General features: G+C 68.4%; 23 protein-coding genes. 9 read left to right on the plus strand and 14 right to left on the minus strand.

Annotation, left to right across the window (positions count from 1 at the left end; all coding sequences use genetic code 11):
- Positions 1–104: 104 nt before the first annotated feature.
- Positions 105–665, minus strand: coding sequence for a hypothetical protein (locus tag AB6732_RS01010; protein ID WP_370957658.1), 561 nt, complete (start codon positions 663–665; stop codon positions 105–107).
- Positions 666–933: 268 nt separating this feature from the next.
- On the opposite strand from AB6732_RS01010, the gene AB6732_RS01015 reads away from it, so the two are divergent.
- Positions 934–1,218, plus strand: coding sequence for a pyrimidine/purine nucleoside phosphorylase (locus AB6732_RS01015; protein ID WP_370957660.1), 285 nt, complete (start codon positions 934–936; stop codon positions 1,216–1,218).
- 73 nt (positions 1,219–1,291) lie between these two features.
- Here AB6732_RS01015 and AB6732_RS01020 read toward each other — a convergent pair whose 3' ends face one another.
- Positions 1,292–1,756, minus strand: coding sequence for an SRPBCC family protein (locus tag AB6732_RS01020; protein ID WP_370957661.1), 465 nt, complete (start codon positions 1,754–1,756; stop codon positions 1,292–1,294).
- A gap of 30 nt (positions 1,757–1,786) precedes the next feature.
- Positions 1,787–2,344: a hypothetical protein gene (locus AB6732_RS01025; protein WP_370957662.1), complete on the minus strand. Its 558-nt coding sequence runs from the start codon at positions 2,342–2,344 to the stop codon at positions 1,787–1,789.
- A gap of 160 nt (positions 2,345–2,504) precedes the next feature.
- Between AB6732_RS01025 and cobA the strand changes: the two genes are divergently transcribed.
- Entirely contained in the window at positions 2,505–3,776 is a 1,272-nt protein-coding gene (cobA, locus tag AB6732_RS01030; protein WP_370957663.1) for a uroporphyrinogen-III C-methyltransferase, read from the plus strand.
- Between the two features lie 46 nt (positions 3,777–3,822).
- The gene (locus AB6732_RS01035; RefSeq protein ID WP_370957664.1) at positions 3,823–5,349 is read left to right on the plus strand and encodes an FAD-dependent oxidoreductase; all 1,527 of its coding nucleotides are present in this window, start codon (positions 3,823–3,825) and stop codon (positions 5,347–5,349) included.
- 98 nt (positions 5,350–5,447) lie between these two features.
- Here AB6732_RS01035 and AB6732_RS01040 read toward each other — a convergent pair whose 3' ends face one another.
- From AB6732_RS01040 to AB6732_RS01050, 3 genes are all read right to left on the minus strand, one after another.
- Positions 5,448–6,167, minus strand: a complete 720-nt coding sequence (locus AB6732_RS01040; RefSeq protein WP_370957665.1) for a FadR/GntR family transcriptional regulator — start codon at positions 6,165–6,167, stop codon at positions 5,448–5,450.
- A gap of 4 nt (positions 6,168–6,171) precedes the next feature.
- Entirely contained in the window at positions 6,172–7,491 is a 1,320-nt protein-coding gene (locus AB6732_RS01045) for an MFS transporter (RefSeq protein ID WP_370957666.1), read from the minus strand.
- Positions 7,492–7,572: 81 nt separating this feature from the next.
- The gene (locus AB6732_RS01050; RefSeq protein ID WP_370957667.1) at positions 7,573–9,021 is read right to left on the minus strand and encodes a PucR family transcriptional regulator; all 1,449 of its coding nucleotides are present in this window, start codon (positions 9,019–9,021) and stop codon (positions 7,573–7,575) included.
- A gap of 142 nt (positions 9,022–9,163) precedes the next feature.
- On the opposite strand from AB6732_RS01050, the gene gabT reads away from it, so the two are divergent.
- Positions 9,164–10,516 (plus strand): 4-aminobutyrate--2-oxoglutarate transaminase, encoded by a 1,353-nt coding sequence (gene gabT / locus AB6732_RS01055; protein ID WP_370957668.1) that lies wholly within the window; start codon positions 9,164–9,166, stop codon positions 10,514–10,516.
- A gap of 133 nt (positions 10,517–10,649) precedes the next feature.
- Here the strand turns inward: gabT and AB6732_RS01060 are convergent, their stop codons facing one another.
- Complete coding sequence (locus AB6732_RS01060) at positions 10,650–13,088, minus strand: polysaccharide lyase 8 family protein (RefSeq protein WP_370957669.1); 2,439 nt, start codon at positions 13,086–13,088, stop codon at positions 10,650–10,652.
- Positions 13,089–13,173: 85 nt separating this feature from the next.
- A complete protein-coding gene (gene rarD, locus AB6732_RS01065) occupies positions 13,174–14,169 on the minus strand; it encodes an EamA family transporter RarD (protein WP_370957670.1) in 996 nt (331 codons plus the stop codon).
- Between the two features lie 99 nt (positions 14,170–14,268).
- On the opposite strand from rarD, the gene AB6732_RS01070 reads away from it, so the two are divergent.
- From AB6732_RS01070 to AB6732_RS01085, 4 genes are all read left to right on the plus strand, one after another.
- Positions 14,269–15,714, plus strand: coding sequence for an FAD-dependent oxidoreductase (locus AB6732_RS01070; RefSeq protein WP_370957671.1), 1,446 nt, complete (start codon positions 14,269–14,271; stop codon positions 15,712–15,714).
- Between the two features lie 129 nt (positions 15,715–15,843).
- The gene (locus tag AB6732_RS01075; protein WP_370957672.1) at positions 15,844–17,340 is read left to right on the plus strand and encodes an APC family permease; all 1,497 of its coding nucleotides are present in this window, start codon (positions 15,844–15,846) and stop codon (positions 17,338–17,340) included.
- A gap of 178 nt (positions 17,341–17,518) precedes the next feature.
- Positions 17,519–18,115, plus strand: a complete 597-nt coding sequence (locus tag AB6732_RS01080; RefSeq protein ID WP_370957673.1) for a TetR/AcrR family transcriptional regulator — start codon at positions 17,519–17,521, stop codon at positions 18,113–18,115.
- Between the two features lie 174 nt (positions 18,116–18,289).
- Complete coding sequence (locus tag AB6732_RS01085) at positions 18,290–18,655, plus strand: hypothetical protein (protein WP_370957674.1); 366 nt, start codon at positions 18,290–18,292, stop codon at positions 18,653–18,655.
- Positions 18,656–18,730: 75 nt separating this feature from the next.
- On the opposite strand, the gene AB6732_RS01090 is transcribed toward AB6732_RS01085, so the two are convergent.
- From AB6732_RS01090 to AB6732_RS01115, 6 genes are all read right to left on the minus strand, one after another.
- Entirely contained in the window at positions 18,731–20,839 is a 2,109-nt protein-coding gene (locus tag AB6732_RS01090) for an acyltransferase family protein (RefSeq protein ID WP_370957675.1), read from the minus strand.
- 103 nt (positions 20,840–20,942) lie between these two features.
- Positions 20,943–23,117, minus strand: a complete 2,175-nt coding sequence (gene katG, locus AB6732_RS01095; protein ID WP_370957676.1) for a catalase/peroxidase HPI — start codon at positions 23,115–23,117, stop codon at positions 20,943–20,945.
- 62 nt (positions 23,118–23,179) lie between these two features.
- Positions 23,180–23,650 carry a Fur family transcriptional regulator gene (locus tag AB6732_RS01100; protein WP_370957677.1) on the minus strand — a complete coding sequence of 157 codons (471 nt, stop codon included), beginning with the start codon at positions 23,648–23,650 and terminating at the stop codon, positions 23,180–23,182.
- Positions 23,651–23,737: 87 nt separating this feature from the next.
- The gene (locus AB6732_RS01105; protein WP_370957678.1) at positions 23,738–24,589 is read right to left on the minus strand and encodes a hypothetical protein; all 852 of its coding nucleotides are present in this window, start codon (positions 24,587–24,589) and stop codon (positions 23,738–23,740) included.
- A complete protein-coding gene (locus AB6732_RS01110; RefSeq protein WP_370957679.1) occupies positions 24,586–25,167 on the minus strand; it encodes a DUF6114 domain-containing protein in 582 nt (193 codons plus the stop codon). The genes AB6732_RS01105 and AB6732_RS01110 overlap by 4 nt, the downstream gene beginning before the upstream one ends.
- Positions 25,158–25,772 carry a DUF6230 family protein gene (locus AB6732_RS01115; RefSeq protein ID WP_370957680.1) on the minus strand — a complete coding sequence of 205 codons (615 nt, stop codon included), beginning with the start codon at positions 25,770–25,772 and terminating at the stop codon, positions 25,158–25,160. Before AB6732_RS01115 ends, AB6732_RS01110 begins: the two co-directional genes overlap by 10 nt.
- 191 nt (positions 25,773–25,963) lie before the next feature.
- On the opposite strand from AB6732_RS01115, the gene AB6732_RS01120 reads away from it, so the two are divergent.
- Complete coding sequence (locus tag AB6732_RS01120; RefSeq protein WP_370957681.1) at positions 25,964–26,575, plus strand: TetR/AcrR family transcriptional regulator; 612 nt, start codon at positions 25,964–25,966, stop codon at positions 26,573–26,575.
- The last annotated feature ends 1 nt before the right edge of the window (position 26,576 follow it).

Genomic DNA, 26,576 nt, shown 5'->3' on the forward strand with positions numbered 1-26,576 from the left:
CCCACGGGGGTCGAGTCTCCTCGGCCGCGTTCTTTCTCTCGACCACCCTCATCGACTGCTCCATAGGACGTCGTTCCGAGTGATTTCCGGGAGAAAACGGCATCCTACGGAGCAGTCGACGCGCGGGGTTGCGGTGAGACCAACGGGTCCGCCGCCCGGGTCAGTAGCGGGACGACGCCCAGTGTGCCGAGCAGCAGGACGATTCCTCCCCAGCCGAGCTCGTGTGGTTGCCGATAACTCACCGCCATCGGTACCAGAACCGCCAGCACCAAGGAACAGAGGAGCCCCAGCCCCACAACCACACTGCCGAGACGGCGTCCCTGACCGGCCAGCCGGCCGCGCGTCGCCGTGATCAGGACCAGCAAGAGCAGGACGGCAAGCACCAGCAGAAGCAAGGAACTGCCCAGGAACAGCGCGGTCAGGACGGCGTTGTCGATGAAGCCTTGCCGGTGCAGGGCATTCGTTGCGAAGAACGACGAGAGCACGGAGAGGCTGGTGCTTTCGTGGAAATCCCCGGAGACGTCACGCATCGTGAGGAACGGAGTGCAGAGTCCCGCGAACAGCATCGCCCCGATGAACACCGCGTAGGCCCCGACGGCCAGTCGTTCCAGCCGGTCGACGCGTTGTCCCAGTTCCTGGCCCGTCCCAGCATCGTGATCGGTCATGACTCTCCTCGCCCGGTCCGTTCTGGTGACAGAATTCCTGCCGCGTGTGCTGTCCAGCATGGTGTGTCGCGGGTAACGGTGCAATGGGCAGAAGTCCCCACAGCGGGTGTGCAGCCAGGATCCCGGCGGCCCGAGTCGGCAGGGTGCGGGCCTGCGGCACCGTCCTTGCCGCAACAATCCGGACGGCGATTGGAGCGGAGGGCCGACCGTCCTAACGTGGGGGACAGTCGCCCGGCCGGACCGCCGGGCCCGCAGCGAAGGAGCCCCCATGATCAGCCAGCACGAATACTTCGACGGCAACGTCCGCAGCCTGGGCTCCGGGGACGACGAGGGGAAGTTCACGGTCGGTGTCATCGCCCCGGGCGAGTGGACCTTCGGCACGTCCTCCCGGGAACGGATGCAGCTGGTCCGCGGCAGCTGGGACGTGAAGCTCCCGGCCGAGAGCGGCGAGTGGGTGCGCTATGAAGCCGGCTCGGCGTTCGAGGTCGAGGCCGGGGTGAGCTTCACGGTCATGACCAGCGATCCCGTGGCCTACCTCTGCTCGTACGAGTGACACGTCACCTGATCCGGTGAAACAGTGAGTTGGCGCTGAAACAGTGAGTTCAGCTCACTGTTTCAGCGCAAACTCACTGTTTCGGCGGCACGGCCTCGGCTGCCGCCTTGAGGAACTCGTTCCGCTGCCGGATCAGCTGTGGCATGTACCAGCGGAGGACCAGCAGCTCGGCGAGGCGGCCGAGCGGGCCCAGCGGGGCGGCGAAGGTGATGACATCGCTCAGGAGGGTCCCGCCGTCGTCGGCGGTGAAGTGGTGCTCGTGGCGCCAGAACCTGAACGGTCCGCGGAGCTGTTCGTCGACGAAGTGCGACGGTTCGCGGTGCTCCGTGATCTGCGACGTCATGCGGAGCGGGACCCCGAAATGCCGGGCTTGCCAGGTCACCGTGTCGCCGGGTCCCATGCGGCCCGTCATCACCCCGGCCACGGCTCGCTCGCCCGAACCGGCCATGGAACGGGTGTGGGCGTCGACGTCGAGGGACAGGCCGAAGACGTCCTCCGGCCGCGCCGCGATGCGGATCTCCTCGCTGAAGCTGATCACGGGAGGTAGCCTACGTGGTCTTGGGGCTCTTCATTGGCGAATGCGCAGCAGGTCATCGGCGTATTCAAAGGCTCGATGATCATCAACACGGGGAGCGTTCATCCTGCGTCCCGCAGCTTCCTCGGCATCTGCTGCGTCCTCCCTTTCGAACTGGGTTTGAAAAACCGCGAAGAGCAGACCTGAGGCATCCATGCCGAGCTCTTGCAGCGCGTTCGGGACGAGCTCACGAGCAGTTTGAAGAATCAGTGATTCTTCAGACATTCGCTCCTCCGTCCAGGCACCGTGGGAGAACGCAATGACTCCCAGTGCCATGGGATTCACTCCGATGTCCTGACACGTGAGTTCGATACTCTCTTCGTCGTCTTCCTCCCGATCCGAGCCTGTGAGCAGCGCAGTGACGCGCGAGAGGAAGATGCACTGCGCCACCATCGTCAAGCGGGTCTCGCAGTCACCCAGAGGTGCGTCATCCCACGGCAGTTCGTCGGTATCCCAGGCCCACACTCGCTTGACGAGATTCCATGCGTGATCGGGTGCCAGGTTCTGTTGAAGGCAATGTGCTGCGAGTTGTTTCGGGGACATGATTTCCATGGTTTCTCCTAAGAGCGCGCTTCTATTGGGTCCAGCATGGCCCGGCGGTCTGACATCAATTCGGCGACAGGCGCGGCACTATGTGACCTTCCATGACCTTGCGTGAACCGCCGTTTCGGCAGCTTTGATGAGTGTTACGCGCCACCCCTATGGTTTTCGCATGGCTCTGATGGACATCTATCCCACCGCACTGCGCCTGCTCGGCCGCCCGGTGCTGGTGGTCGGCGGCGGCAAGGTCGCCGCTCGACGTGCCAAGGGCCTGCTCGACGCCGGAGCCCGGGTCACGGTGGTCGCCCCCGAAGCGGTGGAGACGATCCGCGACCTCGCCGACGCAGGCCTCCTCCACTGGGAAACCCGCGGCTACCGCACCGAAGACCTCGAAACGCCCTGGTTCGTCCAGACCGCCACCGGCGACCCCGCGGTGGACGCTCAGGTCGCGGCCGATTCCGAGGCCCGCCGGATCTGGTGCGTCAATGCCGGGGACCACGAGAGCTCCGCCGCCTGGACGCCCGCCGTCGCCAGCGTGGACGACGTCAAGATCGCCGTCAACGCCGGTGCGGATCCCCGCCGGGCCATGGCCGTGCGCGACGCCGTCGCCGCCGCGCTCGACGAAGGCGCTCTGCCGCTCCGCCACCACCGCCGGGGCATCCCGCGCGGCGGTCAGGTCAGCGGCCGGCCCGGTGGCCAGGCCAAGGGAAGCGTCGCCCTCGTCGGCGGCGGACCGGGCGATCCCGGCCTCATGACCGTCCGCGCCAGGCAGCTCCTGGCGGAGGCCGACGTCGTCGTGGCGGACCGCCTTGGCCCGCGCTCCGTCCTGGACGGCCTGCCGGAGGACGTCCGCGTGATCGAAGTGGGCAAGACCCCCGGCCATCACCCCGTCCCGCAGGACGAGATCAACCGCATCCTGGTCCGCGAGGCGGTCGCAGGGAACCACGTGGTCCGGCTCAAGGGCGGCGATCCGTACGTCCTCGGCCGCGGCGGCGAGGAGCTCGCCTTCTGCCGCGAGCACGATGTCGACGTCCAGGTGGTCCCGGGCGTCACCTCGGCGATCTCCGTGCCCGCCGCGGCCGGCATCCCGGTGACGCACCGCGGGCTGGCCACGGGCTTCTCCGTCGTCACCGGCCACGACGAACTGGGCAACCTGCCCGCCCGGCCGGACCACACCGTGGTCCTCCTCATGGGCGTCAAGGCCCTGTCCCGGTCGATGGCCACCCTGGCCGCCTCAGGGCTTTCGCCGGACACCCCCGTGGCGATCGTGGAGCGCGGCTACGCGCCGGACCAGCGGGTCACCGTGGCGACCGTCGCGGACATCGCGGACCGCGCCGCCGATGTCGGGGTGGAGAATCCCGCCGTCATCGTGGTGGGGGACGTCGTCCGGCTCAGCCCCTATGCCCCCGAGCATCTTCGCCTCACCCACACTCATGCACTCTGATCGAGTGCTCCACAGGACGTCGTTCTCGCCGGAATCCCAGGCTGGAATGACATCCTATGGAGCAGTCGACGAAAGGAACACAGCCGTGTCAGAACTCCCCACCCCCTCGAACGCAGCAGCCGGCTCCGCGGAGCGCCCGCTGCGCGTCGCCGTCGTCGGCTCCGGCCCGGCCGGCGTCTACGCCGCGGACATCCTCACCAAGAGTGACGAGGTCAAGAGCGGGGAGCTCACCGTCAGCATCGACCTGTTCGACCGCTACCCGGCGCCGTACGGCCTGATCCGTTACGGCGTGGCACCGGACCACCCCCGGATCAAGGGCATCGTGAACGCCCTGCACAAGGTCCTGGACCGCGGCGACATCCGCTTCTTCGGCAATGTCGACTACGGCACGGACCTCTCCCTCGATGACCTGCGGAAGCACTACGACGCGGTCATCTTCGCCACGGGCGCCATCAAGGACGCGGACCTCAACATCCCCGGCGTCGAGCTGGAGGGCTCCTTCGGCGGCGCCGACTTCGTCTCCTGGTACGACGGCCACCCGGACGTCTCCCGCGAGTGGCCCCTGGAGGCCAAGGAGGTCGCGGTCATCGGCAACGGCAACGTCGCGCTGGATGTGGCCCGTGTCCTGTCCAAGCATGCGGACGACCTGCTGGTCACCGAGATCCCGGACAACGTCTACGCCGGTCTGAAGGCGAGCCCGGTCACGGACGTCCACGTCTTCGGCCGTCGCGGCCCCGCGCAGATCAAGTTCACCCCGCTGGAGCTGCGCGAGCTGTCCCACTCCAAGGACGTGGACATCATCCTCTACGCCGAGGACTTCGAATTCGACGAGGCCTCCGATGAGGCGATCCAGAGCAACAACCAGATCAAGACCATGGTCGGGACGCTCACCAACTGGTTCGCCGAGCAGCCCGAGGACCTCTCCGAGCTGACCGCCTCTCGCCGTCTGCACCTGCACTTCCTGCACTCCCCGGTGGAGATCACCGACTCGCCCGAGACCCCGGGCAAGGTGGCCGGCATCCGCTTCGAGCGCACCGAGCTGGACGGCACGGGCAACGCCCGCGGCACCGGCGAGTACGTGGACTACCCGGTCCAGGCGGTCTACCGGACCATCGGCTACTTCGGCTCGCCCCTGCCGGGCGTCGAGTTCGACCACCGGAAGGGCGTCGTGATCAACGACGGCGGCCGCGTCCTCGACGCCTCGGGCGCCCCGGTGCCGGGCGTCTACGCGACGGGCTGGATCAAGCGCGGACCGGTCGGCCTCATCGGCCACACCAAGGGTGACGCCCTCGAAACCATCACCCACCTGCTGGAGGACCGCACGGCCCTCCCCGTGGCGGACGACGCCGCGGAGAACGCCGTGGTCGCCCTGCTCGAAAGCCGCGGCGTGCAGTACACGAGCTGGGAGGGCTGGAACCGTCTGGACGCCCACGAGCGCGCACTCGGCGCCGAGGCCACGGCCAACGGCGGCTCGCACGGGGTGAGCGTCGAGCGCGAGCGCATCAAGGTGGTGTCCCGCGAGGAGATGGTGAGCATCTCGCGTGACGGGGCGGGCGCCGTCGTCGGTTCCTGAGTTCCGCACAGCACGGTCGGCACGTTGAGTGCTCAGTTGTTGCGGGTGTTTCCACGGAACATCCGCAACAACTGAGCACTCAACGCCGTTAAGAGCACTCAGCTCCGGGATTCGGCGATCTCCAGGCCGCAGCGGACGCTCCGTTCGGCGGTCTCCGGGTCGCCGGAGGAGAGGGCCGTGATGAGGTCCTGGTGTCCCGGCTGGAGGCTCGGGTCGAAGTCCCGGTGCTCGGACTGGTTGAGCAGATCGCGCTTGAACGCCCCCGCGAAGCCCGAGTAGAGCTGTTCCAGGAGCGGGTTGCCACTCAGCCGGGCCACCCCGCGGTGGAACTCCCAGTCCAGATCCGCCCACTCGGAGACCCGGCCGGAATGCCAGGCCTCGAGCGAGGCGTCCAGGATGCCCTGCAGTTCCTCGATGCCCGGGGCCTCCGCGCGCTGGGCCGCGAGCCGCGCTGCCTGGGTGTCCAGGACCTGACGGACCTCGAACACATGGGCTGCCGTGTGCTCGCCGACGCTCCGGCTGGCCGTGCCTTCGAGCTCGCTCCGGGCACGGACGTAGGTGCCGTCGCCCTGCCGGACCTCCAGGACCCCGGCGTGGGCCAGTGCTTTGATGCCCTCCCGCAGGGTGCCCCGGGAGACCTGGAAACGCTCCATGAGCTCCGACTCGGTGGGGATCCGCTGCCCGATCTCCCAGGCGCCGGACGCGATCGCCTCGCGGAGCTGCCGCGCGACGGCGGCCGCCAGCGGCTGCCGCCCCTCCGGGTGATGCAGGCCGCCGGTGGGGGTGGCGGACTTCGACGTGTTCCGTGCGGTCCTCACCGGATCACTCACCGCCCCGGGAAGCCTGCTGTGATGCGACCACCACGCGGGGTCCGTGCCCGCTGTGCAGGCGCCCCAGAACGAAGGCGGCCACGGTCAGGACGACCGCGACGCCGACCGCCACGCCCAGCGGCAGGATCCACTGCCCGGTCAGGCCGTGCAGGAGGCCGATGCCGAGCGGGCCGAGAGCGGAGAAGAAGTACCCCAAGGACTGCGCGGCGGTGGAGAGCGCAGTGGTCTCGGCGGGGGTCCGGCCGCTCTGGCTGATGATCGCCAGGACGAGGGGGAAGATGCCGAGGCCCAGACCCGTGAGGCACGCGGACAGCAGGGCCGTCTCGATCGGCGCCACCATGAGGAGGATGATGCCGGCTACCGTGCACGCCGCGGGAATGGCGAGGGCCCAGGGACGGGTGCTGTTCCGCGATCCGAACGCCAGGAACAGCATGCCCGCGAACATCGACACGAACTGCATGACACCGAACATCAGGCCGCTCTGCGTGGCGTCCATGCCGCTGTCGCTCAGGATGTAGGCGAACCAGCTCATGACGGCGTAGGCGAGGAAACCCTGCGTCGAGAAGACGATCGCGATCAGGACGGCCTTGCGGCCCCGGAGCGAGGCCCAGATGCCGTGATGCTGCTCGGGCGCGACGTCGGGGGCCAGGTTCCGGCTCCGACGGCGGCCGAGCGCTAGCGGGATGAAACCCAGGAGGCCGAGCGCGGCGATCACGGACCACGAGGCCAGCCCCGCGGACGGCGAGCCCAGCGCGTGGGCCAGGGGGACGCTGACGGTGGCCGCCGTCGTCGCGCCGATGGTCATGGTGAAGGTGTAGAGGCCGGTGACCAGCGATGTCCGGTCCGCGTGGTCCTGTCGGATCAGCACGGGCATGGAGACGTTGCAGATGGCCAGGCCGCTCATCGCCACCACGGAGCCCACCAGCAGCGCCACCGTGCTGGGGATGCCGCGGATCGCGAGGCCGCAGGTCAGCAGGAAGAGCGCGAACACCACGGTGTTCTCCACGCCGAGGCGTCGGCTCAGGGGATTGGTGGCCAGCCCGGCGAACGCGAAGCACAGCGTGGGGATGCTCGGCAGGAGCGAGGCGATGAAGGCGCCGTAGCCCAGGGCCTGCTGCAGTTCGTGGAAGAGCGCGGCGGCACTCGTGATGCCCACGCGGAGGTTGAGCCCCACCAGGATGACGCCCACCAGGGCGAGCAGCACCTTGCGGCCCCCCGAGCCGCCGGTTCCCGTGGCGAGGGCCGACGCGTCGGCGAGCGCGGCGGGGCTGAGGATGGGCGCGGTGGATTCCGAGGTGGGTGTGGCTGGCATGTTCTAAAGGTTAGACCTTTAGTCGTTCTGGTATGCCATTCCGTGATGAGCGTCACAGAAAGTGGCCGGCGCGAGGGTGACTCAGCGGGTCCCGAGGCGGGAGATCGCCAGGGCCAGCCAGAGCTGGACGCGGTCGGCCGTGGTCGACGGGTCGTAGCCGCTGAGCTCGGTGATCTGGGCCAGGCGGTACCGGACAGTGTTGCGATGCAGGGTGAGTGCCTGCGCCACGGCCGCCACGGAGCCGTCGTGCTCGAGATAGCTCTCCAGGGTGCTGAGCAGCCCGGCCCCGTGCGCGGCGTCGAAGTCGTGAAGAGGTTTGAGGGTCTCCATCGCCATGTCGGACAGCGGGACGTCCTCGCTCGCCAAGAGCAGCGACGTCAGGCTGAGCCGTTCGGGTTCGTTCACGGGCAGTCCGCGGGCGACGGCGTCGCGCGCCTCGAAGTAGCTCCAGCGCAGACCGTTCGCCTTGGCGTAGTGCCCGCCGATGCCGATCGTCGCCTTCAGCCCCGCCTCGGCGAGCAGCGCGTGAACGGCCTTCGCGGCCTCCACGGCGGTCTTGTCCTCCGGCGTGATGATGAGCAGCTCGGAGTCGACGACGGCGGTGGGGACGTCTTCCAGCTCGGGCGGCAGGGGAGTGGACATGATGGCTTTGTTCTGGGCCGGGGTGTTGCCCGGCGCCGGCCGCACGAGGATCACGACCTGACGCTTCGCCGCCGCGACGCCGATGGTCGAGAGCCTGGTCCCGGCGTCCTTCGGGTCCAGCACGCCGCGGATGACGTCCTGCATGACCTGGCCCGCCAGCTTGCGGGAGGCGTCCCGTTGGTGCTTCTGGTTGTTCAGTTCGAGGCTGATGAGGCTCTTCGCGTAGTCGAGGATGCCGGCGTCCCGGAAGGGTTCGCGGACCTGCAGGGTGGTGGCGTCGCGCTGGCCCGTGGAGATCGCGACGTCCAGCCAGTGCCCCGAATCCGGCTCGCCGACGGATCCCGCCGTGGTGCTGAAGATCTCGCGCCCGTAGCGCCGCAGCCGCAGATCCGTGCGGAGCAGTCCCGCCAGCTGCCGTAGCAGGGCGGGCAGCCCGCCGCCGGAGAGGAGCGAGCGGGCCAGGACCTGGTGGCCGGAGAGCATGCGTTCCAGCTTGGCCAGGTGGTCCGCGTGCTGCGCCTCCGCCACGAGCTTCCCCAGCGCGATGAACGGTGTCTCGTACGGGACCTCGACCACGGGGATGTCCCAGCGGTTCGCCTCCGCCACGAGAGCCGGGGGCACCACCTCGGAGGACAGGCCCGTGCCGAAGCCGATGCCGACGGCGCCGGAGCGCTGCACCATGCGGACGAAATGACGCTGCGCCGCGGCCGTCTTCTGGCGCAGTCCTGTGGTCAGCACCAGCTCGCCGCCGCTCAGGAAGCGCTGTGGGTTCTCCTGCTCCGTGACGGCCACCCATTGAATGGGGGTGGAAAGGGTCGACTCGGCGGCCCCCACCTTCTTAAGCTTGAGAGACGGAACGGACAGAAGTGCCGCCAGCGTGATGGACATGAACCCATCATAGAAGTCCTTTGGACTCCCGCACAGCAAGCTTGAGGTTTGGCTGTGCACACGCCTATACATCGGCAAGCTTTCGTCATCTTATGCTCGAAGTCACACCCGTCGCAGGCGACTAAGAAGGAAAGAGTCCCCCATGACTGCAACCACCACCGAGCTCAGCTACCGCCTCGAGCAGAAGCGCAACATCGGCGAGTTCCCCGGCCCGAAGTCTCTCGAGCTGGCAGCCCGCCGTGACGCCGTCGTCGCCGGCGGCGTCGCCTCCTCCGTTCCCGTCTACATCGCCGATGGCGATGGCGGCATCATCAAGGACGTGGACGGCAACTCCTTCATCGACCTCGGCTCCGGCATCGCCGTGACGAGCGTGGGCGCCTCCGCCCCGGCCGTCGTCGCCGCGGTCCAGGAAGCCGTGCAGCACTTCACGCACACCTGCTTCATGGTCACCCCGTACGAGGGCTACGTCGCCGTCGCCGAGAAGCTCAACGAGCTCACCCCGGGCGACCACGAGAAGCGCTCCGTGCTGTTCAACTCCGGCGCCGAGGCCGTGGAGAACGCCATCAAGATCGCCCGCAAAGCCACCGGCCGCAACGCCGTCGTCGCATTCGACCACGCCTACCACGGCCGCACCAACCTGACCATGGCGCTGACCGCCAAGGCCATGCCGTACAAGAGCGGCTTCGGTCCGTTCGCCTCGGACATCTACCGTCTGCCGATGAGCTACCCGTACCGCGAGGAGAACCCGGAGATCACGGGCACCGAGGCCGCCCAGCGCGCCATCCTCGCCATCGAGAAGCAGATCGGCGGCAGCGAGGTCGCCGCGATCATCATCGAGCCCATCCAGGGTGAGGGCGGCTTCATCGTCCCCGCCGAGGGCTTCCTCCCGACCCTGGCCGCGTGGGCCAAGGAGAACGGCGTCGTCTTCATCGCTGATGAAGTCCAGGCCGGCTTCTGCCGCACCGGCAAGTGGTTCGCCGTCGATCACGAGGGCGTCGTCCCGGACCTGATCACCATGGCCAAGGGCATCGCCGGCGGCATGCCGCTGTCCGCCGTCACCGGCCGCGCCGAGCTGCTCAACGCCGTTCACGGCGGCGGTCTGGGCGGCACCTACGGTGGCAACCCGGTGGCCTGCGCCGCCGCTCTCGCCGCGATCGAGACCATGGAGCAGTTCGACCTGAACGCCCGTGCCGAGCGCATCGGTCAGCTCATCCAGGACCGCATGAACTCCCTGGCCGGCGAGCTCTCCGTGATCGGTGACGTGCGTGGCCGTGGCGCCATGCAGGCCATCGAGCTCGTGGTGGCCGGTTCCAAGGAGCCGAACGCCGCGCTGACCAAGGCGATCGCCGACTACTGCCTGGCCCAGGGTGTCATCATCCTGACCTGTGGCACCTACGGCAACGTGATCCGTCTCCTGCCGCCGCTCACGATCGGTGAGGACCTCCTGAACGACGCGCTCAACGTCCTCGAGGCAGCGATCCGCGCCAACGCCTGAGCCTTCCCGGCTCCGGCTCTCTGAGCCTGGCCGCCCGTCCCGACCGTTCACCTGCCCGCGAACGGTCGAGGCGGGCGGCCTTGTTTTAACCAAGACCACCCGCCCCGCTCAAGGGATCAGCGCAGCACCACCATCACCGCAGCACCACCGTGCGCGCATGGCCGTGCCCATCCAGCGCGACATCGAGCGTGAGCGGTGAGGTGCTCACCACGGTGACGCCGGGATCCGCACTCACGACGCCGGACACCGCCACCCCCGCCAGGCTCACCCGGGCGACGGCCTGGGTGCGGCTGGGGTCGGAGAGCGCGATCGTCACCTTTCCGTCGTCGTCCTTCCGGAACGCCAGCGAGCACGGACCGCTGACGGTGACGCCGTGCCCGGGGGACGCGTCCGCCGGGGTCGCCGCGAAGAAGTTGGCCAGCGTCACGCCCTGCGCCCGGTCCTCCACCATCTGCACCTCTGCTGTGTTCGCGAGGACCCGCACCGAGGGGTTCGCCGACTCCTTGAAGGTGTCCGAGTGCTCCGCGCCCGGCAGCATCAGGTACGCGTAGCCGCCACCCTGAGGGCCCGTGCCGTGGCTGTGGGTGATGGTGACGTAGTCGCGGGCCTTGATCTCGTCCGTTCCGCCCGTGTCGGCGCCGGAGTTGATGGCCTTCCACGTGCCGCTGCGGGCCACGACCGCCACGGTGACGTCCCCGCTCACGTTCTCCGCGGGCAGCAGGACATAGCCGCCATGACCCACGATGTGGGCGTTGCGGGTGATCTTCACGGCGGTCGCTCCGGGGGACAGGGCCCGTTTGCGGTTGTCGGTCCGCAGCTCCGGGGCCTTGCCGGGTGGGAAGGCGCGGTTCTCCACGGTGGTGATCACCTCGTGCGGGCCGGACGAGGTGATCCCGGCGCCCAGGCAGACCACCTTGTCCTCCAGGAAGAACCACGACTTGCGCGCGCTGAGGGTCTTGTTGAAGTTCAGGTGATCCATGCCCTGGACACCCCAACGGCCGTCCAGATCGAGCCCGCCCGCGAACGCCTGGTACGCGCGGGGGATCCCGGTGCCGTTCGTCGCCCCGCTCTCGCGCGGTTCGGTGGTCACCGTGGTCCCGGGAAGACGGTACGGGTCCACGGTGGGCCAGAAATCGGCGCTGTACTGGGACGGGTCCGTCGGGGTGTAGACGAAGGTCAGACCGTCGCCTTGATACCAGCCGAGGTTGTTCTCGAAATTGCCCCACTCGTAGCGGCCGATCCGTTTCGAGGACACGTTCACCACCGAACTGAATCCCGGCCGGTGATGCACCAGACGGTCCTGGTCCCCGAACGCGCGGGTGAAGACCGGGGCGGGCGCCGGAGAGATGGAGGAGTCCTTGAGGGCAGAGGTGACCAGCAGGGACTTGGCGATGCTCTGCCCGGGCAGACCGAATAGGGAGACGTCCGTGCAGCGTTCCAGCCAGCCCTTCACGAGGGCGAGGTAGCGGCTGCGGTACGGTTCCCCGGCCCCCGGCGCCAGCAGGAGGATGGCCGTGATGGCGCCGGCGCCGTCCACGTAGTCCGGGTTGGCCTGGCGGGACACCGCCCGGCCGCGGACCGTGTCCATCATGCGGCCGTTCCAGATGAAGGGCGCATAACTCGCCTCGACCGCGTCGAGAATGACGGACTTCTTCGGGTCGGTGACGTCCCAGGAACTCCCTCCCAGAAGGCCCAGGATTTCGGCGATTCCGCCGAGCGTGACCACGCCGTAGGTCCCCACATAGGGGAGATAGCTGTGCTGGACGAACGAGCCGTCCGCGTAGAAGCCATCGCCGCTCGTGACATAGCCGAACACGCTGTTCTTGCCGTTGCGCACGGTGTCGCTGAGGGCGTCGCGGGCCAGGGCCACTTCGTCCGGCCGGCCGTCGAGGATGCCGCGCAGGGCGCAGGAGAGCGCCTTGTCCGTCCGGTTCGCGCCGGTCTCGGCCAGGCTGGTGCCGCGGCCGCGCCAATTGGGGTCCGGGGTGAAGTACCGTGCCGCGGCCAGGAGGGAGGAGCGCAGGGCGGAGGGGACGACGTCGTACAGCAGGACCAGGATGTCCGCGGCCTTGCGCGGCACTCCGATCTCCCAGAACCACCAGTTGCCGGCGGCCCGCATGCCGCTCTTGTAAGCGGTGGTGCTGAGGTAGCTGAGCGCCGCCACCAGATCGGAGGCCAGTTTCGCGTCGCCGTGCTGGGCGGAGCCCGCGGTGGCATGGGCGAGAGCGAGGTCGAACAGTCGGTTGAAGCTCACGCCCATGTTGCCGGTGGCGTCGGCCGCGCTGCCGATGCCCGTGAGCGGCAGGTCGGCCCAGAGGCCCGACGTCCCGCTCGGGGTGATCATGGACGCCCAAGTCTTGGCGGCGGCGTCGCTCATGGCCTGGAGCGCCGGGGCGAGCTCCGGGACCGTGGCGGCGCTGCCGTCCCCGGCCAGCATCAGACGACGGCGGGCCACCAGGTCATCCAGCGAGACCGCGGGGGCGGCGCTCGCGGAGCCGGACGTGGCACCCAGGAGCGCGCCGGCCCCCAGGAGTGCGAAGAGGGTTCTGCGATTCAGCTCGGCGGACAACACGGACCTCCAGTGCTCGGGGAGTGGGTAGTCCGAGCCTAGAGCTGAGTGTTCTTGATCACAATAGGTTGAAAGTGTTCATTTACTTTCACCTGCGCCGGACGCGGATGGTATGACGCAGGGCGTCCACGGTGAGGATGACGAGCCCCGACCACACCAGCCCGAAGCCGATCCAGCGCTCGGGGGACATGCGCTCGTGGAGGACCAGGGTCGCGATGATGAGCTGGAGCGTCGGCGCCAGGTACTGCAGCATGCCGATGGTGGTCAGCGGGAGGCGGGCGGCGGAGGCGCCGAAGAAGACGAGGGGGACGGCCGTCACTGCACCGGACGCGGCCATGAGCCAGAAGTGGGCCGACCCGTAGCCGGTGACCGTGGCCGCCTGATTCAGGGTCAGCGCCACCATGGTGACGGCGGCGAACGGGGCCAGGACCAGCGTCTCCACGCTGAGGCTGGTGATGGAGTCGACGCCGGACCCCACCTTCTTCTTGACCAGCCCGTAGAAGCCGAAGCTGAAGGCGAGGGTCAGTGCGATCCACGGCAGTTTGCCGTACGCCACCGTCAGGACCACGACGGCCAGGAACCCGATGCCCACGGCGGTCCACTGCAGCGCCCGCAGGCGTTCCTTCAGGACCAGGACGCCGAGCAGCACCGAGACCAGCGGATTGATGTAGTAGCCCAAGGAGGCTTCCACGGCCTGGCCGCTCATCACGCCGAACGTGTACGCGAGCCAGTTCACTGCGATGAGCAGTGCGGCGATCGCGAGGACGCCGAGCGTCTTCGGCCGCTTCAGGACGAGAGTGAACGTCTTCCAGGACCGGGTGACGGTCAGCAGGATGGCGCAGAAGAGGAGGGACCAGAGCACCCGGTTCGCCACGATCTCCACCGGGCCGGCCGGAAGCAGCAGCATGAAGTAGAGCGGCAGCAGGCCCCAGAGGGTGTAGGCGCCGACGCCGTAGGCGAGGCCCTGGCGCTCCCGCTTCGCCGCCTGCTCGGCGACGCCGCCGGAGGTGCCGGCCGGGTTGCCGCCAGAGGCGCCGCTCACGGGGGTGGTGGGAGCGAGTGTTTTCGAGATGGGGTCCGTCACGTGGGCACAACCGGCCGCACGCGGGCGTTATTCCGAACAATTAGAATAGTTCTGCCTGTGCTAATGGCGCGGGCACTGTCAACCTTGGAAGGTCAGCTCTTGTCTGTCGAGTCTGTGCACACATCCGCCCGCCCTCTGCGCGTCGCCATCATCGGTTCCGGCCCGGCCGGCGTCTACGCCGCGGACATCCTCACGAAGTCGCAGGGCGTGAAAGACGGCGAAGTGCAGGTCTCCATCGACCTCTTCGAGCGTTACCCCGCGCCGTATGGCCTGATCCGCTACGGCGTCGCCCCGGACCACCCGCGCATCAAGGGCATCGTGAACGCCCTGCACAAGGTCCTGGACCGCGGCGACATCCGCTTCTTCGGCAATGTCCACTTCGGTCAGGACGTCAGCCTCGAGGACCTTCAGAAGCACTATGACGCGGTCATCTTCGCCACGGGTGCGATCAAGGACGCCGAGCTGAACATCCCGGGCATCGACCTGAAGGGTTCCTTCGGCGGCGCGGACTTCGTCTCCTGGTATGACGGCCACCCGGACGTTCCCCGCGACTGGCCGCTGGAGGCCCAGGAGATCGCCGTCATCGGCAACGGCAACGTCGCCCTGGACGTGGCCCGTGTGCTGTCCAAGCACGCGGAGGACCTGCTCGTCACCGAGATTCCGGACAACGTCTACGAGGGCCTGAAGAAGTCCCCGGTCACGGATGTCCACGTGTTCGGCCGCCGTGGTCCCGCCCAGGTGAAGTTCACCCCGCTGGAGCTGCGCGAGCTCTCCCACTCGCGCGACGTGGACATCGTGCTGTACCCGGAGGACTTCGACTTCGACGAGGCCTCGGACGAGGCGATCAAGACGAACAACCAGGTCAAGACCATGGTCAACACCCTGACCAACTGGCTGGTGGAGGAGGCGCACGAGGGCGAGGACGCCGCGTCCCGCCGCCTGCACCTGCACTTCCTGCACTCCCCGGTGGAGATCCTCGAGGACCCGGAGCGCCCCGGTCATGTGGGCGGCATCCGCTTCGAGCGCATGGAGCTGGACGGCACGGGCAATGCCCGCGGCACCGGCGAGTACGTCGACTACCCGGTCCAGGCCGTGTACCGCGCCATCGGCTACTTCGGCTCCCCGCTGCCGGGCCTGGAGTTCGACGAGCGCCGTGGCGTCCTCAAGAACGACGGCGGCCGCGTCCTGGGCGCGGACGGCGCCCCGGTGCCGGGCGTCTACGCCACGGGCTGGATCAAGCGCGGACCGGTCGGTCTCATCGGCCACACTAAGGGCGACGCCCTCGAAACCATCGGTTACCTCCTGGAGGACCGCCTCCAGCTGCCCGCCGCGAGCGAGCCGTCCGAAGACGCCGTCGTCGCCCTGCTCGAGGAGCGCGGTGTCGAGTACACGACGTGGGAAGGCTGGAACCGTCTGGACGCTCACGAACTGGCGCTCGGGGCCGAAGCGACCGCCAACGGAGGTTCGCACGGCGTGAGTATTGCGCGTGAGCGGGTCAAGGTGGTACCCCGCGAGGAGATGGTGAGCATTTCCCGAGGTCAGTAGGCCTTTCCGGGGAATGCGGGAAATGAAGTGTTCATTTCCTAATCTCACATACTGGACGAGTACGGGGTGTCCGAGGGGTGGACACTACCCTTGTGACGATCCTTTACACGACACAGAATGTGGACACCGATGAACATTCTCCGTACCAAGTCAATTGAGCAGTCAATTGCAGACGCCGAAGAGCCGGGCCGCCGGCTCAAGCGTTCCCTGAGCGCCTGGGACCTCATGATCATGGGCGTCGCCGTGGCTGTCGGCGCCGGCATCTTCTCCGTTGGCGCCAAGGCCGCCGCCAACTTCGCAGGCCCCGCCGTCACGCTGTCCTTCGTCATCGCCGCCGTCACGTGCGCGCTGGCGATCATGTGCTACGCCGAATTCGCCACGGCCATCCCGGTGGCGGGTTCGGCGTACGTCTTCACCTACGCGACCCTCGGTGAGGTCCTGGCCTGGATCGTCGGCTGGAACCTCATCCTGGAGCTCTTCACGGCCGCGGCGGTCATCGCCAAGTACTGGGGCATCTACCTCTCCAAGGTGTTCGACCTGGTGGGCGTCAAGATGCCCGAAGCCATCAACGTGGGCGGCCTGGACGTCTACTGGGGCGCGTTCCTCATCGTGGCCATCTTCACGGTCCTGCTGGTGCTCGGCACCAAGCTCTCGGCCCGGGTGGGCAACGTCTTCACGCTCATCAAGATCGCCGTGGTGCTCTTCGTGATCATCGTGGGCTTCTTCTACATCAAGGCCGAGAACTACACCCCGTTCGTCCCGCAGTCCGTGCCGACCGCGGGCAATGCCGTGGAAGACGTCATGAAGCAGTCCCTCTTCGGCTTCCTGACGGGCGCCGCCCCGGCACAGTACGGCACCCTGGGCATCTTCGCCGGCGCGGCCCTGGTGTTCTTCGCCTTCATCGGCTTCGACGTCGTGGCCACCTCCGCGGAAGAGGTCAAGAACCCGCAGAAGACGCTGCCCCGCGGCATCTTCGGCGGCCTGGCCCTGGTCACGCTCCTCTACATCCTGGTCTCCCTGGCCCTGACCGGCATGGTGTCCTACACGGACCTGGCCAAGGCCAAGAACCCGACCCTCACCACCGCGTTCGAGGCCGTCGGCAACACCGACGCCGCCAAGATCATCGCGTTCGGCTCGCTGATCGGCCTCACCACGGTCATCATGGTGCTCCTCATGGGCCTGGCCCGCGTGGTCCTGGCCATGAGCCGCGACGGCCTGCTGCCGCGTGCCCTGTCCAAGACCAGCGACAAGCACTCCACTCCGGCCCGCACCCAGATCCTCTGCGGCGTGGCCGTGGCGCTCGTGGCCGGTCTGACCCAGGTGGACATCCTGGAGGAGATGATCAACATCGGCACCCTGTGCGCCTTCGTGATGGTCTCGATCGGCATCCTGGTGCTGCGCCGCAAGCGCCCCGATCTGCGCCCGGCGTTCCGTGTGCCGCTCGGCCCCGTTCTCCCGGCCCTGTCCGCCGTGCTCTGCGTCTACCTGATGACCAACCTGGCCGTGCAGACCTGGCTGTTCTTCCTCCTCTGGCTCGTGCTCGGCTTCGCCATCTACTTCGCGTACGGCCAGCGGCACTCCCGCCTGAACGAACGCTTCACCAAGGCGAAGGAGTTCGTGGGCTGATCCAGTCCGCGTCTCCCACCGCTGAGCCGGTGCACGACGACGGCGCCGCTCCCCTTCGCGGGGTGCGGCGCCGTCGTCGTCCGCGAAGGGGAGCGCGTGAGCCGCACGCTGTCGGAGTGCCGTCATCTCCCGGCCCGCCTGCGGCCCCGGGAGGCCGTGGGGTCCTAAGATTGCGCTTATGGCGCGTCCTCCCCGACCCGAACGTAAATCAGAGCTCATGCACGACATCCTGCTGTACCTGCAGGACAAGTCGATCGCCGACCTCACCTTCCGCACCCTCGCCGACGGACTGGGCATCAGCAGCTATGTGCTGGTGTACCACTTCGGCTCCCGAGAAGAACTCATCTCCCAGATCGTGCACGCGATCGAGGCCCGGCCCTCCGAAGTGCTGGACCCTGAACTGGTCACCGCCGGACGGGAGGAGTTCGAAGCCTGGCTGCGGACCGCCTGGAAGGTGGGCCTGCGGGAGTACGGCATCCAGTTGCAGCGTCTGCATTTCGAAGCGGCGATGCAGGATTCCGTGCTGGACAAGCCCCGTGGCAACGGCAGCAAGCTGTACCACTCCTGGGTGGACGTCCTGCACGAATGGCTCAGGAACCAGGGCCTGGGTGAGCCGGAGGCGCGCCGGACGGGGCGGCTCTTCGTGGCCACCCTGACCGGCCTGCGCTACGACGTGATCGTCACGGGCGAGCGTGAGGCGGCCACGGAGGCCTTCGAACGGCTCCTGAAGTCCTTCTTCCTCACCATCGACGCGGAGCTGAAGCGCGGCTCCTGAGGGGCCGTCACACCGGCGTTCCCGTCTGTTGCGCCGTGTTACTCTGGCGATCGTCAAAAGAAAAATCGCTGGAGATGATCACTCGCATGGCACTTCAGTGCATCCAAAAGGGGAAACCATGAGCAAGACCATCGGACGCGCGTCCTCGGCGCTGCGGCCGTTCCGCTGCTGGCCGTGAGCCTGAGCGCCTGTGGCGGACAGAGCGTCGCCGACGCCTGCTCCAAGCTGGACAGTGACATGAGCGGCATCAGCACCGAGCTGCAGTCCAACATGAGCAAGTTCGCGTCCGACCCGAAGGCCGCCGCCGAGGGCCTGAGCAAGTTCTCCGACAAGCTCGCCGAGAGCGTCAAGGGCGTCTCCAACCCGGATGTGAAGCCGAAGGCCGAAGCCGCCAGCTCCGCGTATGCCGACTTCACCGCGAAGATCAAGGCTGCCGCCGCGGACCCGTCCACCGCCTCCTCCAAGATGACCGAGCTGTCCAGCTCCGTCACCAAGATCCAGGAGAGCTTCACCGAGCTCGGCAAGGTCTGCAAGAAGTAAAGGCCTCCACGCCTCAGCATCGCAGAAGGCCCCGGACCATCACGGTCCGGGGCCTTCCCTGTGGAGCGGAGCCGCTCAGCGCGGGATCAGGCGGCCCAGCTCGGGGCCCAGCAGTTCCGCGTACCGGCGGTTGAGGTGGTTGGCGTCGAAGTACACGTTCACGCCGCCGATCACGGCGTAGCACTTCTCCTGGCGGCAGAAGTACGGCGTGAGGTCGACGAGCCGGACGCGCGGCGAGGCGGCGGCCCGGACCCCTGCCGCCAGTGGATCCTTGGGCTGGGCGATCCTCTGAGCCACCGCGCAGGCCGCGGGGTTGTCCGATTTGAGGGTGACGCAGTCCGGCGACCTGACCGCGCCGTTGAGCGGTGGATCGGCGAGCACGGCCACGGTCGAGCCGTTGCCGGCCCAGCCGCGCCAGGTCCGGCCCAGCCCGGCGGCGAGCTGTTCCTCCTGCGGCCGGCCGGAGCCGTCGTCGACGCTGATGTGGCGGGCGAAGGCGGAGGTGATCACGAGCGACGGCCGGTCGGCGGTCAGCGCCCTGGAGACCGCCGAAGCCCAGAAGCGGCAGGAGTCGCGGGTGTTCTGGGAGCGGTCACCCTCGAATCCGGTGAAGGAGACATCGCCTGCGGGGCAGCCGCCCAGCATGCTCGTGGTGAGGACCCAGCGTTCCCGGCGTGCGACGTCGTACACCGCGGACTGCCACTGCTGCGCGTGGGAATCGCCCACCAGCCAGACGTGGCGCGCCCGGGAAGCCCCCTGGGAGAAGTCGCAAAGCTGGCTGGTCCGCTTGCCCCGTGCGGAGAGCTCCTGGTGCGCCGGGCGGCATTCCGGAGGGGAGAGCCAGTACTGGTTGTCTTTCGTCATCACCGGCTGCAGGGAGGGGCCGTCCCAGCCCGGGCAGTGCGCGCCGGGAACCAGGGACCGAGGGCCGTAGCAAGGGCTCTGGGCCTGCTGGGCGGCCGCGGCGATCGCCTGATCCTCCTTCACCCCGGCCCAGTGGATCTGAAGGGCCGTGCCACCGGCCATCACGGCCATGGCGCACGCCATCGCCAGGAACGTCCGCGGCGAGGAGGACCGCAGCCACGCCATTCGCTGACCAGGGTCCTCGATGAACTTCTTGCTCAGAGCCGCGAGCACCAAGGCCAGGGCTCCCAGGACCACCTTGTCCGGCGTGCCGATCGGCCGGCCCAGGGCGAACGGCGCCAGCACGATCAGGGGCCAGTGCCACAGATAGAGGGAGTACGAGACGTCCCCGAGGAACTGGACCGGACGTGATGCCGTGAGCGGCCGCGCGAACGGCGGATTGCCGCCGTTGCCGGCCACGATCACCGCGGCGGTCGCCAGCACCGGCAACGCAGCGATCCAGCCGGGGAACGCGGTGTCGGCCGTGAAGAACCAGCCGCAGAGCAGGATGCCGAGGAAACCGGCGGCGCCGAGGACCTTGGCCGGCGCCGGGGGCAGCAGCTGGGGGCGGCGCAGTGCGGCCAGCGCGATGAGACCGCCGGCGGCGAACTCCCACGCGCGCCCGTACGTCACGAAGTAGGCGGGGTTCGGGTCCGTCGCCGTGGCGATGATGCAGGCCGCATAGCTGGCTGCGGCCACCACCAGGAGTCCGACGGTCACCACTCGATGGGTCGAACGGCGGATCCTGACCGCGAGGAGCCACAGCCCGAGCAGTAGCAGTGGCCAGACGAGGTAGAACTGTTCCTCGACCGACAGGGACCAGTAGTGCTGGGCGATGGTGGCGCTGTCCGTGTGGGCCGAATAGTCGACGGACTTGGCGGCGAGCAGCCAGTTCTCGCCATACAGCGTGGAGGCCAGGATCTGCTGTGCGGTGTCCGGCCAGCGGGAGAACGGCAGCAGAAGGAGCGACGCCGCGCCGCCGGCCAGCAGGACCAGGAACGCCGCGGGGAGCAGCCTGCGGACCCGCCGGGCGTAGAACGCGCCGAACTTGAGGCGGCCGGTCCCATCGATCTCTTTGAGGAGGTGGGTCGTGATGAGGAATCCCGAGATGACGAAGAAGACGTCGACGCCGATGTAACCCCCGCGGAAGACCGCCGGCCAGAGGTGGTTCAGGACCACGGCGGACACCGCCACGGCGCGGAGCATCTGGATGTCCGCCCGGAAGGTACGGCGGGGTGCGGAAGGTGGGGCCTGGCGCAGGTGGCGGAATGTGGTGCTCATCGTCCTCACAGAATATCGGGGGGAGACAGCCGGCCCTGTCACAGACGCGGAAGGCCCCGGACCAGAAACCTGGTCCGGGGCCTTCCCCGTGGAGCGGTGTGGACTACTTCTTGAGCTCGAAGCGGTCGTTGTCCATGACCTTGGCCCATGCCGCGGCGAAGTCGTTGACGAACTTCCCCTGAGCATCGTCCGAGGCGTAGACCTCGGCGAGGGCACGCAGCTCGGAGTTGGCGCCGAACACCAGGTCCACGCGGCTGCCGGTCCAGCGGCCGTCGGCGGTGGTGTAGCTCTGCTCGTCATCGGCGGGGATCCAGGTCTGGCCGAGGTCCAGCAGGTTCACGAAGAAGTCGTTGCTGAGGGTGCCCGGGCGCTCGGTGAAGACACCGGTGCTCGAACCGTCCCAGTTGTTGCCCAGCACGCGCAGGCCGCCGAGGAGCACGGTCATCTCCGGAGCGGAGAGGTTGAGCAGGTTTGCGCGGTCGATCAGCAGGTACTCGGCCGGCAGGTTGATGTAGCCGCTGTTGTAGTTGCGGAAGGCGTCCGCCACCGGCTGCAGCCAGGCGAACTGCTCCGGGCTGGTCTGCTCCTGGGTGGCGTCCACGCGCCCGGGGGTGAAGGGCACGGTGATGTTCTGGCCGGCCGCCTGGGCGGCCTGCTCGACGCCGACATTGCCCGCGAGCACCACGACGTCGGCGAAGGACACCTTGACGGGGGAAGTCGCGTTGAAGTCGGCCACGATGCCCTCCAGGACGGAGAGGACGGGCTTCAGCTTGTCCGGCTGGTTCACGGGCCAGTTGACCTGCGGTTCCAGGCGGATTCGGCCGCCGTTGGCGCCGCCGCGCTTGTCAGAGCCGCGGAAGGACGCCGCGGCCTTCCAGGCGGTGGAGACGAGTTCCTCGACCGTGAGGCCGGACGCGGCGATCTTCTCCTTGAGCACGGCGATCTCGGCGTCGCCGATGGTCTGAGCCGGTGCGGCGGGCAGCGGATCCTGCCAGATGAGGTCCTCGGCCGGGACCTCCTTGCCGAGGTAACGGACCTTCGGGCCCATGTCACGGTGGGTCAGCTTGAACCAGGCGCGGGCGAAGGCGTCCTCGAAGGCTTCGGGGTCGTCCTTGAAACGCAGGGAGATGGGACCGTAGATGGGGTCCTCGCGCAGCGCCAGGTCGCTCGTGAGCATGCGGGGCTCGCGTCGTCCGGCCGAGTGGGCCATGGGGACCATGTCCGCGCCGCCGCCGTTGATGGGACGCCACTGCTTCGCGCCGGCCGGGGACTCCATGAGCTCCCATTCGTACGCGTACAGGATGTGGAAGAACTCGTTGTCCCAGCGGGTCGGGTGGTAGGTCCAGGTGACCTCCAGGCCGGAGCCGACGGTGTCGTCGCCGGAGCCCGTGCCGTAGCCGTTCTTCCAGCCGAAGCCCTGGTTCTCGAGCGGAGCGGCCTCGGGGTCCGGGCCGATCTGGTCGTCCTTGTGGGCGCCGTGGGTCTTGCCGAAGGTGTGACCGCCGGCGATCAGGGCGACGGTCTCCTCGTCGTCCATGCCCATGCGGCGGAACGTCTCACGGATGTCGATGGCGGAGGCCAGCGGGTCCGGGTTGCCGTCCGGGCCTTCCGGGTTCACGTAGATGAGGCCCATCTGCACGGCGGCGAGGGGGGCTTCCAGGTCACGGGCGCCCGAGTAGCGCTCGTTGTCCAGCCACACCTTCTCCGGGCCCCAGTAGACGTCGTCGTCGGCTTCCCAGACGTCCGGGCGGCCACCGGCGAAGCCGAAGGTCTTCACACCCATGTCCTCGAGGGCGACGTTGCCCGCCAGGATGAACAGATCGGCCCAGGAGATCGACTGGCCGTACTTCTTCTTGATCGGCCACAGCAGGCGGCGGCACTTGTCCAGGCCCACGTTGTCCGGCCAGGAGTTCAGGGGTGCGAAGCGCTGCTGGCCCGCGCCGCCGCCACCGCGGCCGTCGTGGGAGCGGTAGGTGCCGGCGGAGTGCCAGGCCATGCGGATCATGAAGGGGCCGTAGTGACCGAAGTCGGCGGGCCACCAGTCCTTGGAGTCCGTCATGAGAGCCGTCAGATCGGCCTTGACCGCGTCCAGATCCAGGGCGTTGAACGCCTCGGTGTAGTCGAAGCCGGGGTCGAGCGGGTTCGCGACCTCAGGGTTCTTCGCCAGGATCTTCAGGTTGAGCTTGTTGGGCCACCACTCAGTGTTGGCGCTGCCCTTGGTGGGGTGTACACGGCCGCCGTGGGCGACAGGGCATTTAGAGACGGTGCTCTCAGACACGGTGTTCCTTCCGGGATGGTTGATACGGGTGTGAAGGGAAGTTCGGGGAGCCGGGGCGCGGCTCAGTCGCCGTCCTGGCGTTCGGCGGCGAGGCAGTCCTGGCAGATGCCCTGGTAGAGCACATCCGCGATCTGGATGCTCATGGGCTGCTGGTCGTCATTCCAGTGAGGGTGCAGGCAGGGTGCATGCCCGACGGCGCAGTCCACGTCCTCGATGCGCCCGCAGCGGGTGCAGATGGCGTGGTGGTGGTTGTCACCGGTGCGCGTCTCGTACAGCGCGGGGGAGTGCGGCGGCTCGAAACGCCGCAGCATGCCGAGTTCCGTCAGGTCGCCGAGGACCACGTAGACGGACTGCGCGGAGAGGCCCGGGAGTTCGCGCCGGGCCAGCTCGAGGATGTTGTCCGCGGTGGAGTGCGGATGGGCGTCGATGGCTGCGAGCACGGCAAGGCGCTGCTTGGTGACGCGCCGTCCGGCGGTGCGCAGCTGCTCGGACCAGGCCGAGGCCCGGTCGGGGAGTGCCGTGAACTGGGACATGACCCCATTCAAGCACTTATTTTGACTAGCTCGCAATTAGTGGCGGCAAATTCCCAGGAATATGTTCGGCGGACCCGGTAGGGGCGCTCAGGACTCGACGATCCTCTGGTTCGTGTTGGTGTAACTGATCGAGTCGGCGGTGCTTCCCACCAGCCCCATCGTGACCCGCAGGAGTCCCGGCGCGACGTCGTCCAGCGGAGGCGGCGTGTCGGTGCCGAGCGTGAGCGAGCGGCCGTTCGCCGTCGTCGCGGTGACGGAGCCGAGGTAGACGTCGACGTGGCCTTCGAGCTTCATGGTGTCCGCCGTGGTGACCAGGCCCGGGCCGTTCGGGGGCCGGACGGTGAGGGAGAACCCGGTGATGGTGATCGAGTCGGCGCTGATCTTCAGCGCGCGCACGCTCCCGCCGTCGACCGTCGGCACCGAGACGATCCCGATCGAGTGCAGACCGGTGAAGGACAGCCCCCGGGAGCCGAGGGAGGCGGGCGTCCTGGTGAAGATGGGCGCGCCGTCCTCGCGGGCGGCCTTCACGGGCTTCTTCGGCGAGGGCTTGGCACTGGGGGACGGATGGGCGGCATCGGAGGGCGCGGACGACGGCGATCCGCCGGGCTCCTGGGCACCGGTTCCCGGGGTGCCGGGCAGGGGGGTGCCGGCCCCCGGAGTGCCGGGCAGGGGGATGCTCGGCGTGGGGATGCCGGACCCGCCGCCGGACCCGCCCGCGGGGTTGCTCGGCGTTCCGGGGCCCGGGGCGGGGGTGGTCGCCGAAGGCTTGGGCGTTCCGGGGGTGGGGGCCGGCGTCGGGGAGGCGCAAGTGAAGAGGATGGGGAGGCAGAAGGCTGAGGGCTGGGATTCGGGGGCCTGGGCGGCGCCGAGGGTGAACGGTGTCACCAGCACGGCGCCGGCCAGCAGCGCTCCCAGTCCGCGGCGGCGGCGCTGTGTCATGAGGCGTGTTCTCCCTGGGGTGCGGGACTCCGTCTCATCCAGGCCGCCACGAGCACGCCTCCGGTCCCGGCCAGCAGCATGCCGATCAGGAAACCGCCGAGATTCACGCCCACCAGTGCGTACACGGCGACCGCGAGGGCGAGCACGCCGTAGAACACGTGGTGGTCCGGCATGGTCATCGAGAGGATGCCCAGCAGCAGCAGGGCGATCGGGATGATGGTCGCCTGAAGGCCTTCGATGCCGAGCTGGACGTGCAGGTGGCCGATGTCGAGCTGGCCGGAGAAGAACATCTCCACGCCGCCGAGCGCCACGAGGAGGCCGCCGATGAACGGCCGCTCCTTCCGCCAGGTCCGGAAATCGCTCTCCGCGGGGGCGGTGGCCGCCGCTGGCGCGTCCGCCGCCTCGGAGGCCAGGAGCGAGTCCAGGGGCTCCGTCGGTTCCGTCGGTTCCGACCGGGACTCCGCGGCGGGCGTGACCGCCTGTTGCGCTGTCCGGTCGGCGTCACCGCGCCGGGCCCGTCGCGAGGCCTGCGGTGTCAGGCCGTTCTCCGCCAGGGCGCCGTCGCCGCTCAGAAGCATCCCTTGGACCCGTCCGTCAGCTCCAGCTTCATTCCAGTGAGGGTGAAGACGGACGCCTGGGTGCTCCAGGCGGTCTGTTCGAGGTTCTTGATGGTGACGGTGTCGGCGTCCTGGGCGAAGTCGCCGGGCGTGCCCTTTGCTGCCGTGTTGACGGTGGACGCGTCCACGCCGATGCGGATCTTGCCGAACGAGGCGTCACCCTTCAGGCCGGTCATGCCGATCTGGAGGTCGGAAGCGGAAGCGGGGTTCCCGCCGCCACCGGCCTTGATGAGCACGCCGACCTTGCCGAGGGGGGTGTCGGTGGTGACCGCCTGGCAGAGGTCGGTCAGTGTGGCGCTCTTGATGTTGGCGATGGCCACGGTGTGGTTCTTGCCCTCGGTGTCGCGTGCGACGCCGGCGTACTGGGAGAAGCCGGTGCCGTCCAGCGACGAGGCGCCGATCTGGAACTGGCTGCCGGAGACGGCGAAGGAGACGGGCACGGCGCCCTGGGCGATACCGCCCATCAGGGCGCTGGCGACGAGTGCGGCGGGGACCGCGGTGAGCACGATGCGAGCTGTGTGCGAGGAAGTGACCTTACGGAGACGCTCAGACCTGGGGAAATTCATCGGACCTCCTGGAACGGGCGCCGACCCCTTCGGCGGCGCGCATGTGATGAAGATAACTTTTTAGTTGACTCGGAGTCAATAGTGGTCCACCCAGGCGGGCTGTGCCGGTGCGGGGGAGAACCGCCGGGGTCGGCCTGCGTCGTAGGGCGTTCCGTGGCGTTCAGAATGCCTGGCGTCAGTAGACTCAGAGGGTGTCCGAAGTGCAGCGCATCCGCCTGAGTCCAGAGGAACGCCGGGCCCAGCTGATCGCCACCGGCGTCAACTTCCTGGCCGATCATTCCCTCGATGAGCTGACGATGGACGAGCTCGCCCGACGGGCCGGGGTCTCACGGCCGCTGCTGTTCCACTACTTCGAAACCCGGCAGGGGATGCACCTGGCCGTGGTGACGAAGGCCAGAGACAGTCTTCTGATCGCCACGGAGCCGCGCCTCGACCTGCCGCCGCGGGAGCGGGTTCACGAGACCCTGCTGAGGATCACGCATTTCGTGCAGCAGCACCGCGGCACCTTCTACTCGCTGGTCCGCGGCATCGCCAGTGGTGACCCGGCCGTCCGGACCGTCGTGGACGAGTCCCGCGAACTCAACGCGGAACGTCTCCTGGACGCGTTCATCGAGCTGGGATTCGAGGACACCGCCATGCTCCGCGTGGCCTTGCGCGCGTGGGTGTCCTACGCGGAGGAGGCGCTGATCAGCCTGGCGATCGAGCGCGACACCGACGCGGACGCCGTCGTGCGCTTCCTGGAAGCCGGGCTGCGGGGCATGGTCGGCGCGACTCGCGAACTTCAGGCGCCGGACTACGCTTAGC

Source organism: Arthrobacter sp. RCC_34 (assembly GCF_041360795.1).
Lineage (GTDB): Bacteria > Actinomycetota > Actinomycetes > Actinomycetales > Micrococcaceae > Arthrobacter_E.

Excerpts from the sequence above, each read along its gene's own strand:
- AB6732_RS01100 (WP_370957677.1), bottom strand. The coding sequence starts at position 23,650 with ATGTCCCAGTTCACGGCACTCCCCGACCGGGCCTCGGCCTGGTCCGAG.
- AB6732_RS01050 (WP_370957667.1), bottom strand. The coding sequence starts at position 9,021 with ATGTCCATCACGCTGGCGGCACTTCTGTCCGTTCCGTCTCTCAAGCTT.
- AB6732_RS01110 (WP_370957679.1), bottom strand. The coding sequence starts at position 25,167 with ATGCTTCTGAGCGGCGACGGCGCCCTGGCGGAGAACGGCCTGACACCG.
- AB6732_RS01105 (WP_370957678.1), bottom strand. The coding sequence starts at position 24,589 with ATGACACAGCGCCGCCGCCGCGGACTGGGAGCGCTGCTGGCCGGCGCC.
- AB6732_RS01035 (WP_370957664.1), top strand. The coding sequence starts at position 3,823 with ATGACATCCTATGGAGCAGTCGACGAAAGGAACACAGCCGTGTCAGAA.
- AB6732_RS01010 (WP_370957658.1), bottom strand. The coding sequence starts at position 665 with ATGACCGATCACGATGCTGGGACGGGCCAGGAACTGGGACAACGCGTC.
- AB6732_RS01015 (WP_370957660.1), top strand. The coding sequence starts at position 934 with ATGATCAGCCAGCACGAATACTTCGACGGCAACGTCCGCAGCCTGGGC.
- cobA (WP_370957663.1), top strand. The coding sequence starts at position 2,505 with ATGGCTCTGATGGACATCTATCCCACCGCACTGCGCCTGCTCGGCCGC.
- AB6732_RS01090 (WP_370957675.1), bottom strand. The coding sequence starts at position 20,839 with ATGAGCACCACATTCCGCCACCTGCGCCAGGCCCCACCTTCCGCACCC.
- AB6732_RS01045 (WP_370957666.1), bottom strand. The coding sequence starts at position 7,491 with ATGCCAGCCACACCCACCTCGGAATCCACCGCGCCCATCCTCAGCCCC.
- AB6732_RS01115 (WP_370957680.1), bottom strand. The coding sequence starts at position 25,772 with ATGAATTTCCCCAGGTCTGAGCGTCTCCGTAAGGTCACTTCCTCGCAC.
- gabT (WP_370957668.1), top strand. The coding sequence starts at position 9,164 with ATGACTGCAACCACCACCGAGCTCAGCTACCGCCTCGAGCAGAAGCGC.
- AB6732_RS01080 (WP_370957673.1), top strand. The coding sequence starts at position 17,519 with ATGGCGCGTCCTCCCCGACCCGAACGTAAATCAGAGCTCATGCACGAC.
- AB6732_RS01075 (WP_370957672.1), top strand. The coding sequence starts at position 15,844 with ATGAACATTCTCCGTACCAAGTCAATTGAGCAGTCAATTGCAGACGCC.
- AB6732_RS01025 (WP_370957662.1), bottom strand. The coding sequence starts at position 2,344 with ATGGAAATCATGTCCCCGAAACAACTCGCAGCACATTGCCTTCAACAG.